An 18,735-nucleotide genomic window follows, 5' to 3' on the forward strand; every position below is an offset into this window, starting at 1 on the left:
CGATTCCCTGGGTTTGCATGGCGCACGCGCCGCACCGCCCGCATCACGGCAGCTCGTAGAATTCGGCCTCGATGATCGACAGCTGCGAACGCGCCACCTGCCGCGCGCCGGTGTCGGCGTTGGCCTGGTTGGCCACTTCGAGCATCCGGATCGCCCCCGCGTCATCGGCCTGCCCGTCGAGCGCGATCCTCACCTCGCTGCCGTGGCGCGGCGCCAGCGGCAAGGTGACGTAACCGAGGTTCTTCGGCGTCGTGCCCCGGTACACCTCGGCGCCAGCGGCAAACACGCGCAAGGGATAGCTGCGCTCGCGCCAGCCGGTCAGCTTCAGCACCAGCTCGCGCAGCAACGCCGGGCGCGCCAGGCGATACGTGATCTCGGCCGGCGCACCGGGCGCGTTGGCCCAGCTGGTGGTTTCGTCATCGTCGACCGACTGCGCGGCGCGCTCGCCGATGCTGGCCGCCGTGCTGCCAGCCACCGGCACCGCGACCGGTGTCGATGCCAGCGCGAGCCCGGCCGGCGCCAGGCCGTCGGCGCGCGCCCGCAGCGCGTGGTTGCCGGCGCTCTGCGCGATGCCGCCGCGCCATTCGGCCGACCCCGCCAGTTCGAACCGCACGCTGTCGAGCGCTAACCGGATTGCGCCGTCCGGCGGCATCGACCGCCTCCGCCTGCACCAGGGCCAGGTTGGCGCCGTCGTGGAAACCGGGCTGGTAGGCGCCGGCGGGTCGCCGACCGTCAGCTCCCAGCCGGGGAGAAATCGTACTGGGTGCGGGCGGCCCAGGCAGGCATGCCGATGCCGCGATCGACGGGGCCGCCAGGGCCAAGGCGCCCGGGATGGGCAATGCGGTGCGATCCATGCGTGTCGCCATCCGACGATGCTGGTCCAGCTGATGTCTTCGTACGCCAGCGCCTGTATTGTTCAGCATCCGGCCCCGCCTGTGCGGCCCGGGCGCGAATCACTCAACATCGTGACCGATCGCGCCGGCCGGATTGACGGGCGCGCTGAATCATCCGGTAATGGCGCTCCGACCGACCTGCTTTTTCATCTACCGGCACCGAGATCATGAGCAAACCTTTCAAACGCATCCTCTTCACCGGCACGGCGGCAACCTGGGCCGCCATCTGCGCAAGCGCCTGCACGACTTCGCCGACGTCGTGCGCCTGGCCGACGTGGCCGACATCGGCCTCGCCGGGGCGAACGAGGAAGTGGTGCAGTGCGACCTGGCCGACCGCGCGCAGGTGATGCGCATGTGCGACAGCGTCGACGCGGAGCTGCACTTCGGCGCGGTTCACCCTGGATGGCGGCCAGCCGTTCGCCTATCCGGCGGAGGACGACCTGAGCACCTTCCTGCAGGGCGGCGCGTTCGTGACCACCGGCCCGAAATATCCGCAATAAGGCGTCGATGAAGATACTCGCCCTGCTCGCCCTTGGCGCACTGGTGGCGAGCGGCGCCGCCCATGCCAGGCCATTCGCGCTGGACCGCAATGGCGCCCTGCCCGTGCTCGTCACCGACGGCAGCGCCACCTCTCGCCTGGCGGCCGATCTGCTGATCCGCGACCTGGCCGCGCTGACCGGCATCGCCGGCCGGCGCGTGGAAGGGTTGAGCGACTGCCCGCAACGCTGCATCGTGGTCGGTAGCGCCGACACCGCGCTGGTGCGCGAAGTCGCCAGCGCCATCGGCGCCGACCTGGCGCCGCTGGCCGGGCAACGCGAGCGCTACATCCGCTCCACGGGCCGCGCCGACGAACGCGACGTGCTGCTGATCGCTGGCGCCGACCGGCGCGGCGCCGTGTATGGCGTGGTCGACGCCTCGCGCGAACTGGGGATCTCGGCGTGGGAATGGTGGGCCGACGTCAGGCCGGCGCGCAAGACCGGGCTCGCGCTCGACGGCGCGCCGCGCCTGTCCGCCGCGCCCTCGGTAGCCTGGCGCGGCATCTTCATCAACGACGAAGACTGGGGCTTGCAGCCGTGGGCCGCCAGGACGCATGACCCCGCGAAGGACATTGGCCCGCACACCTATGCCCGCGTGTTCGAGCTGATGTGGCGCCTGAAGGCCAACCTGCTGTGGCCGGCCATGCATGACAGCACCAGGGCCTTCTATACGATCCCCGGCAACGCCCAGGCGGCCGACGACCATGCGATCGTGGTCGGCACTTCGCACGCCGAGCCGATGATGCGCAATAACGTCGGCGAATGGCAAGCGGGCTTCGGGGAGTTCAACTGGTTCACCAACCGCGATGCGCTGCTGGGCTACTGGCAGCAGCGTGTGGACGAGGTGAAGGGCTTCGAGAACGTCTACACCCTCGGCCTGCGCGGCGTGCACGACTCGGCCATGGAAGGCGCCAGCGGACCGGACCAGGCCCGCGCCACGGTGGAGGAAGTCATCGCATCGCAGCGCGCCATGCTGGCGCACACGCTGGGCCGGAGCGCCGAGCGCATCCCGCAAGCCTTCACGATGTACAAGGAGGTGCTGGATTACTACAACCGCGGCTTGCGGGTGCCGGATGACGTCACCCTGGTCTGGCCGGAGGATAACTACGGCTACCTGAACCAGCTCGGCACGGCGCGCGAACGCGCGCGCGGCGGCGGCAACGGCATCTATTACCACGTGTCGTACTGGGGCCGCCCGCACGACTACCTGTGGCTCGGCACCACCCACCCGGCGCTGATCCGCGACCAGCTCCAGCGCGCCTGGACCACCGGCGCGCAACGCCTGTGGATGCTGAACGTGGGCGACATCAAGCCCAACGAGTACCTGGCCGAGTACTTCCTCGACGCCGCCTTCGACGCCGGCGTGCTGCGCCAGGACCCGGCGCGCCACCTGGCCGCCTGGGCCGGACGGCAATTCGGCGCCTTTCACGGCGAAGAGATCGCGGCGATCAAGCTCGAATACTATCGCCTGGCCTGGGAACGGCGCCCGGAATTCATGGGCTGGAGCCAGACCGAACCCACGCGCCCGGTGCGCGCGACCGACTACATCCGCACCGGCGGCGAGGAAGCCGAGCGGCGTCTGGCGGCCTACCGCGCGCTGGTGCGCCGCGCCGAGGCGCTCCAGGCCCGGCTGCCGTCGCTGCTGCACGACGCCTATTTCCAGCTGGTGCTGTACCCGGTGCGCTCCAGCGCCAGCCTGAACGAGCGCATCCTGAAACTCGATCTGGCCGCCGAGTACGCGCGCCAGCAGCGCCCCTCGTCGAACCTGTACGTGCGCCAGGCGCGGCGGGCGCATGCCGCCATCGCGGCCGATGCCGCCGCCTATGACACGCTGGCCAACGGCAAGTGGGCCCATTTCATGGACGTCGCGCCGCGCCGGCTGCCGGTGTTCGCCGAACCGCTGTACCCGAGCTACGACACGTCCACGCGGCGCGGCTGCGGGCTGGTGTACCCGGCGCCGCATTCGGTCGAGGCAAACCAGCTGGTGGTGCCGGCCGGGCGTGCGGTCAGCCGCACGCTGACGGTGGTCAGCCATGGCAGCCAGGATGTGGCCTGGTCGGTCGCTCCCGAGGCGCGCGGAATACGCCCAGACCTTGCATCGGGCCGGCTCGACGCCGGCAACGGCCACGAGCAGCGCCTGGTCCTGCATGTCGATGGAAGCGCCAACCCCGCGCTCACCCTGCGTTGCGGCGCGCAGACGCTGAAGGTGAACCTGCAGGTGCAGGCCCTTGACGGTGGCCTGCCGGGCGAGCGCGAACGCATCGTCGTGCTGCCGGCGGCCAGCGCTTCAGTGCCGGTGTCATCCGACTGGGAAGCCCTGCCCGGCCTCGGCACGTCCGGCAGGGCCATGCGCGCGCGCCTGGAGCTGCCTTCACGCGGGGTGGACGCGCTCGCGGGCGTGGCGCCGCTCGAGTACCGCTTCCAGACCCGCAGCGAAGGCGGCGCTACCCTGCGCCTGGTCGCCGTGCCCGTGCATGCACTGACGTCCGAGAACCGCCTGCGCATCGCGGTGCAGCTGGACGATGGGCCGCTCGAGGTCTTCGATTACACGACGGTCGGCCGCAGCGATGAATGGAAGCGCAATGTGCTGGGCAATATGGCGGTGCGCAGCAGCACGCTGGCGCGGCTCGATCCAGGCGTGCACACCGTGCGCATCTATGCGCTCGATCCGGGCGTGGTGCTGGATCGTGTCGACGTGGTGATGGATGGGGCGCCGGAGTACTATGGGATGCCGCCGATGGACTGACGCTGCATGGCGCAGTGTGGCCAATCGCGGCTACCATGGCGGCCAGTGTCGGCGCGCCGAGGTCGGACCGATCGCTTCAGCCGGGCAGTTCCAGCACTTGCATGTTCTTCTCGAGCGCTCCGCTCAATGTCGGTAGCTCTGCTGTCTCTTCGAACACGAACTCGAAACCAAAGTCGATGATTTCGCGCCGGGCGATCACGCGAAAGCCATTGACCGTCACGGCGTAGTTCCCTGGCCTGAGCATGACTTCGCGCCAGTTCTCTCCTGGGGCCCATTCTCGAAGCGTTGCCATGTCCGATATCACGGCTTTGGTGACGATTTTTAATGGAAACGTAGCGTTAGAAACAATAATGGTTTTCGGATCAATCCCTCGAGGTTCCTTATCGGTCCGCAGGATGATCGAGTAGATACCATCATCCAAGCCGAGAACAGGCAGGACGATCCCTTGCTCGACCACTCGTTCTCCTTCATCCGATCCGACGAAGCGCGCGTAGAGATTATCGCCAAGATTAATCTCGCAAAAATACCCCGCCAGGACACTGGGATCGAATATCACAATCCCGTTGAAGTCGACGATCAGTTCAAAGTTCTGCATCCGATTCCATCCTTTTTTTGGAATATGGCTACATTGACTTCGCTGTAGCAACTAGGCTAGGTAGTCTGGACGAAGAATGTTCCAGCGTCCTTGCCCAGATCGCCCGGGCTTGCTTTCGGGCGGATGAACAGATAGCCGACTGCGTCGGATAGGCCAAGAGCTCCCCGGAATGGATGAGGAAACCTGGCTCCATAGATTTGTAACGCGAAACACTCGTCATTCAAGCCGAGGGGCTCGGCCTGAAGAAGACCCGCTTTACCACCCAATTTAGAACCAGTGTAAGGCTCATCGTCGGCCACCTCGCCCTCTGCCTGCATTGCCATTGCAGGAACTCACTGACTGGTATGCCTCACGGACGACTGTCCATAGTGCGGCGGGGGCAGCGCGATTCCCTTGAACAGAAGTTCCTTTGAATCATCCCAGTTGACCCCTGTAGCGAAGTATCTGCGCAGGCGCTTGCGGATCTTGCCGGCGTCTCCATACACCCCGCTGAGCTCATGGCGATAAATCACATCCAGATCCGTTCTCGGATCGAGGTCGGCCTTGATAATGGCGGCGCCACAGGACGAAAACTGATCGGTCAATCGGATCAGATCCGCGCCATAGGTCCCGGCGCCCTTGAACACCGCGCTCAACATCACCATTGGAATCGGAGCGGAACTCGGGATCACTCCCGCCTGATCGAGCTTATCAACGATCAGCGAATCCAGATTTTTCTCTGCGACGTAGATGAAAAATAGTGAGGGGACGTCATTCAGATCGACGCCATCCCATGCGTTCCTGGACTGGACAATGTCGAAGAACTGCATGATGCCGTTCTTGCGCATCTGCGCAAGCGTGAACGCTTCATTACCGATCTCGAGAACGACGACATCGTTTTCTTTGCAACCGGTCGTCTTCAGCATCCCGCACTCCTCCTGAGCATGCTCGCCCCACGCCTGACAAGACGGCCATCGAGATTACCGCCGACGTTGATTTCCAAGAAGCACTCGATTAAATCATCATCGACGGTGAGTTCAAACATCTGGCCTTTTCAGATGATCAACTATCATTTTTTTGAAATTGAAGTCGTCATACGCGGCGTATTTCGGTAACCCCTCTGCCTCGCGGATATCGATGTCCCTCTCGTTCTCATAAATATCCGTGACGGTCAGGGCGAAAGGCGGCGTCCCATACACGTAGCGCAATGTGGCGTACTCGTCCCCAGGCACGAAATCAGTCTGGTGCTCTATGATCCGCCAGTCTCCCAGGTCACCGACCTCCAACAAAGAATAGCTCTCGATCGGGACCGGCGGCACCAGCCAGGTTTTCTCTTTACTGTGATCGAAAATGGGCTGGCGCGAGAAATAATCAAAGATCTCCGCAATCGCGCCGATCGAGACATTGGCAACGATCCTGCCGAATCCAAATCTGCCATCATCGAGTCTATAAGAGAAAATATCTCCTGGCGTTACTTTCTGCCTCTTCCTTCGCTTGGCCGTCTTGATCGAAACTTGCTTGACCTCGAGTTCGTCGAAGCCAGCAAGTACGTCGTTATCCAGGTTTGCCTTGAATGCAAGATCCAATGCGTATTCCAGTTCCTGTAACGACGGCCGCCTCGACAGATCTTCTTGATACGCCAGACTGAAATCATGTAGAAAGTGGCGTACCGAATCCAGCACTGCGTCACCAATGACCACATCCGTACTGCCTTGCGCGCTCCACCATCCCATACTCCCTCCGTGATTGGTACGCCATGCCGGTCATTCGGTTACCCACACCCACCACCAAGTGTCGAACGGGCGTTTCGATATGCCGACTCGAAATAGGCCTGTCGACCGCGAGGCCGTGTCGTGTTGTCGTGCGCGAATGAAGCCACTTTATTTCCGCGCTGTTCATAAGTCACTGCTTGTTGCAAATCAAATCCGACGGTTCCTGTCTTGGTACCCAAGTACTCGATGTGCGCCTGCTCAATGCCCCGGGCTGTGCCATAAGTGACGTTCCTTGCGATCGGACTCATTTTGGCGCCCTCAGGCATTCGTCCACTCAAGCGATGTTCGCGGCTTCTCCGAAGCAGATCATCCGTAACGCCAACATAGTAAGGTTTGTCGCTGCCCGGCGCATACAGGCCATATACCGCGTAGCCTGGAGCACTTTCGGAGATCCAACCCCATGGATCGATCCACGCAGTCGGATTCGACGCATAAGCGTACAGGTTCAGACCGCCTGACAACCCAATCGGATCCTGACTGACAAACCTCCCCACATCCGGATCGTAATACCGGAACGTGTTGTAATGCAGCCCCGTCCCCTTGTCCGCATATTGCCCAGGATAGCGCAGCGGCTGCTCGGTGCGCTCCAGCAGCATGGCATCTTCCCCGCGCTCCACCCGCCCCCAGGCGCTGTACTTCCCGGCCCATGCCAGCTCTCCCGCCTCGTCGGTCAGCTCCAGCGGCGTCCCCACCGGATCGGTGTGGAAGTGATACACCCTCGACGAAGAGCGCGCCTTGTCGATCGTCACATCCGCGATGGCGCCGGCGACGAGCGCATCCACCCGCGCCAGCGGCGTGTACATCGCGTCCGGGCTGTACACATAGCTGCTGACGCTCCCCTCGCGCACCTCCTGCGCCATGCGCAGCCCTTGCCAGACGAAGCGCCGGCGCTGGCTGCGCGCCAGTCCCGAGACGTCGCGCCGTGTTTCGCTGCACGCGATGCGCCGGCCGAGCGGGTCGTACTCGAAGCGCGTCTCGACCACGCCCTGCGCATCCTCGGTCCACACCCCCGTCAGGCGGTCCTCGGCGTCGAAGGTGAAGCGCTGATCCTGGCGCGCGCCCTTGCGCTTGTGGCTGACGTTGCCCCAAGGGTCGTACTCATAACGGATATCGCGCCAGACCTTGAGCCGGTTGCCTTCGACCCTGCCCCGGCTCCCGTCTCCGTCCGCCTTCCCTGAGCCGTCGAGCAGGTTGCCGGCCGCGTCCCACGCGAACCGCTCGTCTTCCAGGTCGGCCGCGCGGCTCTGGCGCAGCAGGTGGCCGGCGAGGTCGTAGCGATAGTCGATGCGGCCACGGACGCTGTCGTGCACTTCTCCCAACTCCCCCTGCAGGTCGTAGCGGTAGCCGCGCCACAGCTGCCCATCGCCGGGGCCGAGCGCCTGACCGAGCAGGCCCGCAGCCTGCCAGCCGCGCCGCCCGAGCACGTCGTAACCGGTGCGCTGCACGATGCGCCCCTGCGTGCGCAGGATTTCGCGGTGCAGGTCGTCGCGCTCGATGTCGCTGACCACGCGCCCGCCCACCCGCACCTGGTGCACGTGGCCCGCGCCATAACAGAGTTGCTCGATGCGCTGGCCATGCGGCAGGTCGATGGCCGCGAGGTTGTCGAGTTCATCCAGCTCATAACGCACCGTGCCCTCGGCGCCGTGCTCGGCCAGCAGGCGCCCGGCCACGTCGTAGTCGAAGCCGACGCTGCTGGACGTCACCCCAAGCGCGCTGCCGGCGGCGAGCGGCGCCCGGGTCGCCGCGACGAGCCGGTCGGCATCGTTCCAGGCATAGGTGGACACCGAGGTCGCGCACGTCTGGCGCAGCAGCCTGCCCATCCCGTCGCGCTCGAAGCGCATGGTGCGGCGCGCGCGGGCGAGCGGATCGCCCGCCGATGCGCCCAGCTTCTCGAGTTCGACCAGCTCGCCCGCGGCGTCATAGCCCAGCTGCCGCTCCACGCCATCCGGCCTTATCTCGCGCACCAGCCGATCGCCGCTGTCGTAAGCGAAGTCGTACCGGGTGTCGGGGCCGGACGCCAGCTCGACCAAGCGGCCGCGCGGATCGTAGCGGTAGCTCAGCCGCCGCTCGGCCGGATCGAGCGCCTCGACCACCTGGCCGCGCGCATTGCGGCGCCAGCGCATCGAGACCTCCCTGTAGCGCTGCCCGACGGGCAGGCCGGCCGCGTCGTACGCAAACTCCTGCACGCTGCCGTCCGGCAGGATGATCCTGGCCGGCTCGCCGGTCGGCAGGCGCTCGAAGCGCGTTTGCTGTCCCAACGCATCCGTCACGGTCTCCAGGTAGCCGGCGGCATCATAAGCGTAGCGGGTGGTCTTGCCGGAGCAGTCCGTGTAGGCGGTCAGCTGTCCCAGCGCATTCCAGGCCATCGTCCGGCGCGCGCCGCGCGCGTCGACATGCGCCACCGGCCACGGACCAAGACCCGGCGCGTACTCATGTCGCTCGACGCGCCCCAGCGGATCGGTCGTGTTCAGCAAGCGCCCGAGATGGTCATACCCGGCGCGCCAGCGCGCGCCGCCCGGCAGGATCGTCTGCGTGACGCGCAGGCTGTCGCCGTCATAGCTGGTCGCGGTGCGCCGTCCGAGCGGGTCGGTTTCCAGGACGATCCGGCCCGCCGCGTCATACTCGAAAGCGACGCTGCGTTCGCCCGGCAGCGCGATGTGGGTGGGCTGGCCGGCGTCGTCGTAGCGTATCCGGTAGGCGCCGCCATCGAGGTCGGTGCAGGCCACGATCCGCAACTGCTCGTCGTAGCGCCAGCACGCCTCGCGGCCCAGTTCATCGCGCACCGTGGTCTGGCGCGCCTCAAGGTCATAGGTGAATTCGGCGCGCTCGCCTTCGCTGGACCAGCAGGCGACCACGCGCTGGCGCCCGCCAATGTCGGCCCAGGCGTAGTGCGAGACCAGGCCCAGGGCGCCCGTATGGCTCGTCATCACGCCGTTCTGGTAGCCGAAGCGGCGCACGACCGCTCCGTTCGCATCGGTCACCGCGACCAGTTGGCCCAGCGCATCGTAGTCGTAGCCCACCAGCTGGCGCGGGTCGCCGTCCAGGCGCACGATGCCGGCCAGGCGCTCCGGGTGCGCGGGGCAGTAATCCAGGCGCAGGTCCAGGCCACCGCTGGCGCGGATCGCCCGCACCCGCCCAGCGTCGTCGCGCGCGAATGCCTGCCACTGCCCGCAGCGGTCTTCGATGCGCTGCAACCATGCCACCGCATCCAGATTCTGGTCGAGCTGGCCGAAGTCGTAGTAGCGCTCGTTCAGGTCGACCATGAGGTAGCGGCCGTCGCGCGCGCGGACCAGGTAGCGCTGTTCGCCCGCGCTGTACAGCGCCTGTCCGGGCGCCATGGGCGGAAAACCCGTCTCGCGCCCCTGCGCGTCGCGCAGCCAGAGCCGCTCGTCGCGCCGCTGCAGGCGCAGTTCCCATGGCAGCACCCAGCCGGCGCCCAGGCCGCCACCCGGGCTCGCATCCAGCGCGAGGTCGCTCGCATAGAAGCGCGCCAACACGATCGGCAGCGGCCCCGGCACCACGAAATCGACTTCGTCCTGGGCCAGCAACACCTTGCGGCCGGTCGCGACCTCCACCGGCCTGCCGTAGAGTCCTCCCATCACGCGTCTGACCACCGGTTCGGCGACATAATGGCCGACCGCCTCGCCAAGCATGAAGCCGCCGATAAACTTCGCCGCGCATGGCACGACCGCACGCGACAGGCCGCCGGCCGCCTTGACCAGTCCGGCCAGCCCGCCGACCAGGCCCGCCAGGGCGAAGGCCCAGCCGACCGTCGTGCGCAGCCACTCGGGCACCTCGTCCTCGACCGGCAGGTAGCCGACCCGGCCGCCGCCGATGAACACGTCGTGCGAGCCGTCGTCGATCTTCGCGCCGCAGGTGATGGCGTCGTCCTTGCGGGCCGCCGGCAAGCCGTTGATGAATACCGAGCCGGAACCCTCCGCCACCAGTGGCGCCGGATTGTGCTTGTCGCAGATGGCCGTGCTCATGGTGGTGCAGGCCGCGCCGAGGCGGTTGACGAAGACGTCGGGCGAGGCGCTGCCGAGCGTTCCGGAGGGATTCGAGAACATCCGGCCGATCGCTTCCCCGAGTCCGAGAATGGCGGTCGCGCCGATCCCGGCGGCCAGGCCGGCCAGCAGCGCCACGCCGAAGCCGCAGGTAAAGGTGGCGAAGGCCACGGCGGCGATCAGCGCAATGCCGATCACGGCCCCGACCAGGAAGCCTTCGAGCGCGCAGGTATGCGCGATCGGGTCGGTCAGGCGGGCGGCTTCGAACATGGCGCCAGCCGCTAGCGCACCTGGAGCTGGAAGCTATCCAGCCAGGCCCGCCACAGCGCCTCGAAGGCTTCGTCGAACGCGCCCGGCGTCGCGGCGCTGAACACGAGCACGCGGCCGTCGCCGATGTCGAACGCGGCCTGGCGCTGGCGCACCTGTTGCGCGCCGCTGCGGTATTGGGCGTCGATGCGCATGCCGGCGTGGGCTCGTGGCCCCGGGCCGAGGCGCTCCTCGTCCCGGGCCAGCAGCTTGTGCCCCGGCAGCCGCGCCTTGAGCATGCCGAGCTGGCGCTCGACGTAGGCCGCCAGGGCTTCCCCGCGCTCCAGCCAGTCGCGCGCGATGCTCAGGTTGGGCTGGCGCTGCGGGTCGCCTGGCACGAACAGGTTGGCGCTGCGGTCCGCGAAGCCGGGCGGCAGCGCGACGCTGCCCTCGTGCAGGTGGATTCGGACTGTCGTCTCGCTCATGGATGCCTCGCTCGACTGGTTCAGGGATTGAGGAAAATCTTGCCCGCGTTGATCACGATCTCGTCCGGCGTCAACGTGATGGTGCTGCCGCCGACGGCGAAGGTGATCTTGCGCGGCGAGACGACAGTGACCGCGCCGTCGAGCGAGGTGATGCTCACGTCGCCCTTGACGGTGCTGGTGTGGCGCCCTTCGCTCACATTGAGCGTCAGGTCGCGCCGGATGGTATGGGTCTGCGCGCCGCCGACCGTGAGGGTGCGGTCCCCGCCGATGTCCTGCGTTTGCGTACCGCCGACCTGCAGGCTGCTGTCGGCGCCGACGGTCCGGGTTTCGCTGTGCTTGACCACGGTGTCGAGGTTGCGCTCGGCCTGGACCCACAGCTGCTCGCCGCCTTTCTTGTCCTCGAAGCGGATCGCATTGGCGTTGTCGTAGCCGCCGCCCGGCGAGGAGCGCGACAGCACGCCGCTCTGGGTCTTGTTGGCCGGGAGTTCCCACGGCGGCATCGTCAGCGCGTTCGGCACCATGCCGGTGATCAGCGGCCGGTCCGGGTCGCCGCCCAGGAAGGACACGATCACCTCGGACCCGATGCGCGGGATCGAGGTCATGCCGAAGTTGGAACCGGCCCATGGGGTGGCGACGCGGATCCAGGCCGAGCTGCGCTCGTCGTGTTGGCCTTCACGGTCCCAGTGGAACTGGACGCGCACCCGCCCGAATTCGTCGGTATGGATCTCTTCGCCGCGCGGGCCGACCACGGTGGCGCTCTGGATGCCGTAGATGCGGGTCTCGTCGCAATGGAAGCCGCGGCCCGGCCGCCAGGGGATCGCGCGGCGCTGGCAGGCGACGCGGTTCTCGTAGGCCGGTTCCTCGTCCTGCGCCAGGTAGTTGTTGGTGGCGCGGTGGTGGCAGTCGAGCACGAGGAACTCGCTGGCGCCCTCGCCGCCGGTATCGAAGTGGCCGTCGAGGCGGAACCAGCGGCCCGGCATCAGGCAGCGGTTGTTGCCCGCACCCTCGAACAGCTTGCCGCGCGCCTCGGCTTCCTCCATCCGCAGGCGCGCCAGCGCATCGCCCGCGGCCAGGCCGGCGAAGCCGTAGGCTCCCGCATAGTCGTAGGATTCGAGCGCCGGCACCTGGCCCTGGCGATTGAGCGTCGTGGTCGAGGCCAGCGCCGCGCGGCCGTTCCTGAAGTCGTAGCTGCTCACGGCGACGCTGGAGGGCACCAGCTGGCGCGCCGCCGACCACTCGCCGATGCCGTCTTCCTCGACCGCGCCGCCGTGGCGCTGGTAGGGGACGGCCGGATCGCCGTCGATGGCGGCGGCGCGCGTCGAATCGTCGGCCAGCACCAGCCGGTGGCCGTCGGCGCCATGCTCGAACCAGTAGTAGATCCCGGCCGCCGCCCAGCGCCGCGCCAGGTAGTTCAAGTCGCTTTCGTCGAACTGGCAGGCCTGCGTCATCACGCGCTCTTCGCTCCTCACGCGCCAGTCCCAGTCGGCCAGCACGCCATAGTCGGCGAACACGCTGCGCGTCTGGTCGTACAGGCTCGCGTGGTGGAACAGGTAGTTGTCCTTGCGTAGCGCCAGAAAATCGAGCCATGGTCCCAGCCGCGCTTCGTAGAAGGCGAAGCCACCGTCGACCTTGAGCAGCGCGAAACGGAATACCCGTCCCGTGAAATGGCGCAGCGTGCCGTCGCGGCGCACCAGTTCCACGCACAGCAGCTTGCCCTGCAGGTCTTTCAGCGCAATGTGCGCGTCGTCGGACAGCAGCCCGAGCGTGTAGCTGAAGGGCCGCGACAGGCCTTCGGACGCTTCCAGCGTATCGACCAGCAGCAGCGCGGCCGGGCCGTCCCCATGCGGGAAGGAAAGCCGCAGGATGCGGTTGTGCTGGCTGAGCGTGCTGGCAAGCTGGGGGATGCGGGTTGCATCGCGCATGGCATGTCTCCGGCAATGGCCTGCTTCCCAGCGTAATCGCCTTGCAAAAATCGTATTAGTTCTATGACAAGGTTTCACGGTATAGTGAGCAACCGCGGGGCTTGCTGCCGATCAACTGCCGCCCGTCTGCTGATCAATCACCAGATTGAACAGACCGGCGGCCGGCCGTGCGGTACTATCGCTGAGCCGGCGTCTTTACGGAGCCGGCGGCGACGGCACGGCGAATGACGCCGCGCTCGACGGACAACCACGACCGGGACATCAGACCCCGGCGGCACAGAGACATCGACCCATGACCCCATTCACCACGCTCGACACCTTCGTCTTCCTGGTTTACTTCGTGGCCATCTCGGCCTATGGCATCTGGATCTACTGGCGCAAGAAGCGCAGCAGCGGCAAGGCCACCCACGATTTCTTCCTGGCGGAAGGGTCCCTCACCTGGTGGGCGATCGGGGCCTCGCTGATCGCCTCGAACATCTCGGCCGAGCAGTTCATCGGCATGAGCGGCTCCGGCTACCGCATCGGCATGGCGATCGCCGTCTATGAACTGATGGCGGCCGTGACGCTGGTGATCGTGGCCGTGTTCTTCATGCCGGTCTACCTCAAGAACCGCATCTACACGATGCCGCAGTTCCTCGAGCAGCGCTACGGCAAGGCGGTGGCCACCACCATGGCGGTGTTCTGGCTCGGCCTCTACGTGGTGGTGAACCTGACCGCCATCCTCTACCTCGGCGCGCTGGCGATCAGCAGCATCGCCGGCCTCGACGTGATGGCCTGCATGCTGTTCCTGGCGCTGTTCGCCACCGTGATCACGCTGGGCGGCATGAAGGTGATCGGCTACACCGACGTGGTGCAGGTGCTGTGCCTCGTGATCGGCGGCCTGGTCACCACCTGGATCGCGCTCGACCTGGTGGCGGCGCTGGCCGGCGGCCAGGGCGCCCTGCGCGGCATGAGCGAGCTGTATGTGCGCGCCGGCGAGCATTTCGACATGGTGCTCTCGCGCGACAACCCGAGCTATATGGACTTGCCGGGCCTCTCGACCATCATCGGCGGCATGCTGATCGTGAACCTCAACTACTGGGGCTGCAACCAGTACATCATCCAGCGCGCGCTCGGCGCCGACCTGCACACCGCGCGCAAGGGCCTGCTGTTCGCCGCCTTCCTGAAACTCCTGATGCCGATCATCGTGGTCCTGCCCGGCATCGCCGCCTACGCGCTCGACCGCTCGGGCACCCTGGGCGACGCCATGCGCCCGGGCGGCGAACTCAATCCCGACCGCGCCTATCCGACCCTGCTCGCCCTGCTCCCGGCCGGCATCAAGGGCCTGGCCTTCGCGGCGCTGACGGCGGCCGTGGTGGCCTCGCTGGCCGGCAAGGCCAACAGCATCGCCACCATCTTCACGCTCGACATCTACAACAAGCACTTCAACCGCGAAGCCAGCGAACAGAAGATGGTGTGGATCGGCCGCGTGTCGGTGGTGGTCTCGATGGCCATCGCCGTGCTGCTGGCGCCACTGATGGGCATCGACAAGAAAGGTGGCTTCCAGTACATCCAGGAATACACCGGTTTCGTCTCGCCCGGCATCCTGGCGATGTTCCTGCTCGGATTCTACTGGCGCAAGACCACGGCGGCGGCCGCGATGTTCGCCACCATCGGCGGCCTGGTGTTCTCGGTGTTCCTCAAGTTCCTGCCGCTGGCGATGGACCTGTCGTTCCTGGCCCCGATCGGCTTCGCGGTCGACAACGGCGCCGGTGTCTACGAGATCCCGTTCCTCGACCGCATGCTGATCGTGTTCATCATGGTGGTCATCGGCATGGTCGTGATGAGCAAGATGGCCGAGCAGGACGGCGCGCTCAAGCGCATGCACATCGACCGTTCGCTGTTCCGCGTCGATGGCGGCTTCGCGCTGGGCTCGGCCGTGATCTGCGTGCTGCTGGTCGCCATCTATGGCATCGGGTGGTAAGCTCGGGGCCAACCGACCATGACGAGGAAAGCGATGTTCAACCCTACCGACCACCCGCACCGCCGTTACGATCCGCTCGGCGGCGACTGGGTACTTGTGTCTCCCCACCGCGCCAAGCGCCCCTGGCAAGGGCAGCAGGAAGCCCCCGACCGCGCCCCCAAGCCGGCGCACGACCCGGGCTGCTACCTGTGCGCCGGCAATGTGCGCGTCAATGGCGAGCGCAATCCCGACTACCAGGGCACGTATGTGTTCGCGAACGACTTCGCGGCCCTGACACCCGACACCCCGGAGGCGCCGCCGGGCGCCGACCCGCTGTTCCAGAACATGAGCGCGCGCGGCACCAGCCGCGTGATCTGCTTCTCGCCCGACCACGCCAAATCGCTGCCGCAGCTGCCCCTGCCGGCGCTGCGCGAGGTGGTCGACACCTGGTGCGAGCAAGCCGCCGAGCTGGGCGCCAGGTACCGCTGGGTCCAGGTGTTCGAGAACAAGGGGGCGGCGATGGGCTGCTCCAACCCGCACCCGCATGGCCAGGTCTGGGCCACCAGCTTCCTGCCCGACCTGCCCGCGCGCGAAGACCGCCACCAGCGCGCCTACCACGCCGAGCACGGCCGTCCGCTGCTGCTCGACGTCGCGGAGCGCGAGGCGCAGGCGCGAGAGCGGGTGGTGGTCGAGACCGCGCACTGGCTGGCCGTGGTGCCGTACTGGGCGGCCTGGCCGTTCGAGACGCTGCTGCTGCCGCGCTTCAAGGTCGCGCGCCTGGAAGACCTGGACGACGCGCAGCGCGCCGACCTGGCGCTCGCCCTCAAGCGCCTGACCACCCGCTACGACAACCTGTTCCAGACCTCGTTCCCGTATTCGATGGGCTGGCACGGCGCGCCGTACGGGCAAGACGACGCTGACGACGGCGGGCCGGCCTGGCAGCTGCATGCCCACTTCCATCCGCCGCTGCTGCGTTCGGCCTCGGTGCGCAAGTTCATGGTCGGCTTCGAGATGCTGGCCGAGGCCCAGCGCGACCTGACGCCGGAACAGGCGGCCGCCATGCTGCGCGCCGTCTCCGACGAGGTGCACTACCTCGACGCCCCCGATGCCCCCGCTTCCAACCCTTGAGCGCACGATGAGCGATCTTTTGACGGCCAGAGCGGCCGACGTCTTCTTGGCCGCCTTCGGCCAGCCGGCCACGATCCGGGTCCAAGCCCCGGGCCGGGTCAACCTGATCGGCGAACATACCGACTACAACGGCGGCCTGGTGCTGCCCTGCGCCATCGGTTACCGCACGGTGATCGTGGCGCGCCCGCGCGCCGACCGCCGCATGCGGGTGGTGGCCGCCGATTATGACGACGCCATCGACGAGTATGCGCTCGACGCCCCGATCGAACGCCTGGCCGCGCCGATGTGGGCCAATTACGTGCGCGGCGTGGTGCACGAGCTGCTGCAGCGCGAGCCCTCGGGCCACTCCTTGCCCGGCATGGACATGGTCATCGCCGGCGACGTGCCGCAAGGCGCCGGCCTGTCGTCCTCGGCCTCGCTGTCGGTGGCGGTGTGCACGCTGTTCTCCACCCTGCCCGACCACCCGGGCCTGGGCCCGATCGAGGCGGCGCTGGTGGCCCAGCGCGCCGAGAACGACTTCGTCGGCTGCAAGTGCGGCAATATGGACCAGATCAGCTCCGCCTGCGGCGTCCAGGACCACGCGCTGCTGATCGACTGCCGTTCACTGCAAGTCAGCCCGGTGCCGATCCCGGCCGGCGCGGCGATCATGATCGTCGAATCGCACATCACGCGCGGCCTGGTCGACAGCGCCTACAACACGCGGCGCGCGCAGTGCGAGCAAGCGGCGCGCCACTTCGGCGTGCCGGCCCTGCGCGACGTCGACCTGGCCGCGCTGGCGGAGAAAGGCGCCGGCCTCGATCCGGTCGCGCTGCGCCGCGCGCGCCACGTCGTCAGCGAGAATGCGCGCGTCGTCGCGGCGGCAGAGGCGCTGGCCGCCGGCGACCTGGAGCGCATGGGCGAGCTGATGGCGGCCTCGCATGCGTCGATGCGCGACGATTTCGAGATCACGGTGCCCGCCATCGACCGCCTGGTCGACATCGTCAAGGACGCGATCGGCGATGCCGGCGGCGTGCGCATGACCGGCGGCGGCTTCGGCGGCTGCGTGGTGGCGCTGGTGCCGGAAGCATTGGTGGAGGTCGCGCGGCTGGCGCTGGCGCGCGACTACCGGGCGCCGAACGGCGCGCAAGCCACCGTGCACGTCTGCCGCGCGGCGGCCGGCGCGGGCAGCCTGTAGGCGCTACAACGAGACCTTCCGGCCGTTGACGATCACGTTGTCCAGCCGGACGCCGCTGGCGCCGGCGATATCGGGCCTGGGGTCGCGCAGTGCGAGCGCGATGTCCTTGAACACGATGTCGCTGATCTCGGTCTGGCCGGGATTCGGCCGGATGCGCCCGAAGCCGCCGTAGCGGCCCTTGATGTCCTCCAGCCTGATATTGCGCACGATCGACTTCGGCGGCGGCGCGCCCTTCAGGTCCACGTACTGCGTCCACGGCTGCACCGAGACGATGGCGCCGCGCTCCGACTGCAGGCTCAGCTTGCGCAGGTGGACGTTCTCGTAGTGCTGGGGCGTGTCCGGGCGCAGCTTGAGCACCGCCACATTGAGCACGTGGCCCGTCACCCGGCAATCCTCGACCAGGATGTCGCGCACCAGGGTCGCTTCGCTGCCCAGGGTCATGACGCTGTGGCCGCGCCGGAATTCGCAGTTGCGCACATGGACGCCGACCACCGGCGGGCTGTCCTTGTCCTGCAGCGCGAACGGTCCCTTGGAGCCCTTGGCGGCGATGCAGTCGTCGGTCACCGAAAAATAACAACCGTCGATCGTCACCCGCTGACAGCTGTCGAGGTCGATCCCGTCGGTGCTCGGCGCCTGCTCGTAATCGTCCGGCACCACGAAGCGCGCATGCTTCACCGTCACGTCCTGACAGCGGTACAGGTGCAGGTTCCAGAACTGCGAATCCTTGAAGGTCACGCCCTCGACCGTCACGCCGCGCGAGCGCTCGATCAGGGCCAGGCGCGCGCGCGGGACGCTGATGTTCGGGAAGTTGCCCGGATCCTTGTAGGCCTTGCGCAGCGTCCAGAATCGATCCCAGATCGGACGCCCGGCGCCGTCGAGCGTTCCTTCGCCGCTGAGATGGAAACCGTCGCAGCCGTCGGCATTGACCAGCGCCGGGTTGAAGTTCTCGGCGAAGTGGCCCTCGATCCGGGTGCGCCGGACCGGAAAATGCGACAGGTCCGTCGAGCACTTGAGGACCGCCCCCTTGGCCAGGTGCAAGTGGACGCCGGGCTTGAAGAACAACGCCCCACTGACGAAGACGCCGCGCGGCACGACCACCGTCCCGCCGCCGCGCGCGGCCAGCGCATCGATCGTCTGCTGGATGGCGGCGGTGTTGACGGTCTTGTCGTCGGCCACGGCGCCGTAGGCCGTGACGTCGGACCGCCCGGCGCCCGCAGCCAGGGCCGGCGCGGCGCCGGCGCAGAATGGCGCAGCCATGAGCGAGAGCGTCAGGCGCCGGCGAGTGGAATGCGTGTGCGGCATGATCTTGTCTC

At 67.3% G+C, this 18,735-nt stretch carries 13 protein-coding genes; 4 read left to right on the forward strand and 9 right to left on the reverse strand.

From position 1 onward, the window contains the following. Positions 1-43: 43 nt before the first annotated feature. Complete coding sequence (locus KY496_RS06655) at positions 44-652, reverse strand: hypothetical protein (protein ID WP_005667540.1); 609 nt, start codon at positions 650-652, stop codon at positions 44-46. A 305-nt stretch (positions 653-957) separates the two neighbouring features. Further along, complete coding sequence (locus tag KY496_RS06660) at positions 958-1,290, reverse strand: hypothetical protein (RefSeq protein WP_184235747.1); 333 nt, start codon at positions 1,288-1,290, stop codon at positions 958-960. Positions 1,291-1,400: 110 nt separating this feature from the next. Here KY496_RS06660 and KY496_RS06665 point away from each other — a divergent pair, with 110 nt between their 5' ends. Beyond that, positions 1,401-4,175, forward strand: coding sequence for a glycosyl hydrolase 115 family protein (locus tag KY496_RS06665; protein ID WP_184235745.1), 2,775 nt, complete (start codon positions 1,401-1,403; stop codon positions 4,173-4,175). A 76-nt stretch (positions 4,176-4,251) separates the two neighbouring features. On the opposite strand, the gene KY496_RS06670 is transcribed toward KY496_RS06665, so the two are convergent. The 6 genes from KY496_RS06670 to KY496_RS06695 all read right to left on the reverse strand — a co-directional run bounded on the left by KY496_RS06670 (position 4,252) and on the right by KY496_RS06695 (position 13,178). Beyond that, complete coding sequence (locus tag KY496_RS06670) at positions 4,252-4,770, reverse strand: hypothetical protein (protein ID WP_219864289.1); 519 nt, start codon at positions 4,768-4,770, stop codon at positions 4,252-4,254. Positions 4,771-5,102: 332 nt separating this feature from the next. Further along, a complete protein-coding gene (locus tag KY496_RS06675; RefSeq protein ID WP_219864290.1) occupies positions 5,103-5,675 on the reverse strand; it encodes a hypothetical protein in 573 nt (190 codons plus the stop codon). 111 nt (positions 5,676-5,786) lie between these two features. Further along, positions 5,787-6,482 carry an Imm26 family immunity protein gene (locus KY496_RS06680; RefSeq protein ID WP_219864291.1) on the reverse strand — a complete coding sequence of 232 codons (696 nt, stop codon included), beginning with the start codon at positions 6,480-6,482 and terminating at the stop codon, positions 5,787-5,789. 38 nt (positions 6,483-6,520) lie between these two features. After that, positions 6,521-10,795 carry an RHS repeat-associated core domain-containing protein gene (locus tag KY496_RS06685; protein WP_219864292.1) on the reverse strand — a complete coding sequence of 1,425 codons (4,275 nt, stop codon included), beginning with the start codon at positions 10,793-10,795 and terminating at the stop codon, positions 6,521-6,523. An 11-nt stretch (positions 10,796-10,806) separates the two neighbouring features. Next, positions 10,807-11,256: a DcrB-related protein gene (locus tag KY496_RS06690; RefSeq protein WP_219864293.1), complete on the reverse strand. Its 450-nt coding sequence runs from the start codon at positions 11,254-11,256 to the stop codon at positions 10,807-10,809. Between the two features lie 20 nt (positions 11,257-11,276). Next, the gene (locus KY496_RS06695) at positions 11,277-13,178 is read right to left on the reverse strand and encodes a type VI secretion system Vgr family protein (RefSeq protein ID WP_219864294.1); all 1,902 of its coding nucleotides are present in this window, start codon (positions 13,176-13,178) and stop codon (positions 11,277-11,279) included. A gap of 292 nt (positions 13,179-13,470) precedes the next feature. On the opposite strand from KY496_RS06695, the gene KY496_RS06700 reads away from it, so the two are divergent. Genes KY496_RS06700 through galK form a run of 3 tightly spaced genes read left to right on the forward strand, consistent with a single transcriptional unit; the run spans position 13,471 to position 17,422 of the window. After that, complete coding sequence (locus KY496_RS06700) at positions 13,471-15,141, forward strand: sodium/solute symporter (protein ID WP_071362524.1); 1,671 nt, start codon at positions 13,471-13,473, stop codon at positions 15,139-15,141. Between the two features lie 33 nt (positions 15,142-15,174). Continuing rightward, positions 15,175-16,248 carry a UDP-glucose--hexose-1-phosphate uridylyltransferase gene (locus tag KY496_RS06705; RefSeq protein WP_219864295.1) on the forward strand — a complete coding sequence of 358 codons (1,074 nt, stop codon included), beginning with the start codon at positions 15,175-15,177 and terminating at the stop codon, positions 16,246-16,248. Between the two features lie 7 nt (positions 16,249-16,255). After that, entirely contained in the window at positions 16,256-17,422 is a 1,167-nt protein-coding gene (gene galK / locus KY496_RS06710) for a galactokinase (protein ID WP_219864296.1), read from the forward strand. A 3-nt stretch (positions 17,423-17,425) separates the two neighbouring features. On the opposite strand, the gene KY496_RS06715 is transcribed toward galK, so the two are convergent. Beyond that, positions 17,426-18,724, reverse strand: a complete 1,299-nt coding sequence (locus KY496_RS06715) for a glycoside hydrolase family 28 protein (RefSeq protein WP_219864297.1) — start codon at positions 18,722-18,724, stop codon at positions 17,426-17,428. Positions 18,725-18,735 lie beyond the last annotated feature (11 nt).

Origin of the sequence: Massilia sp. NP310, from assembly GCF_019443485.1 — a bacterium.
GTDB classification, from domain to species: domain Bacteria; phylum Pseudomonadota; class Gammaproteobacteria; order Burkholderiales; family Burkholderiaceae_D; genus Telluria; species Telluria timonae.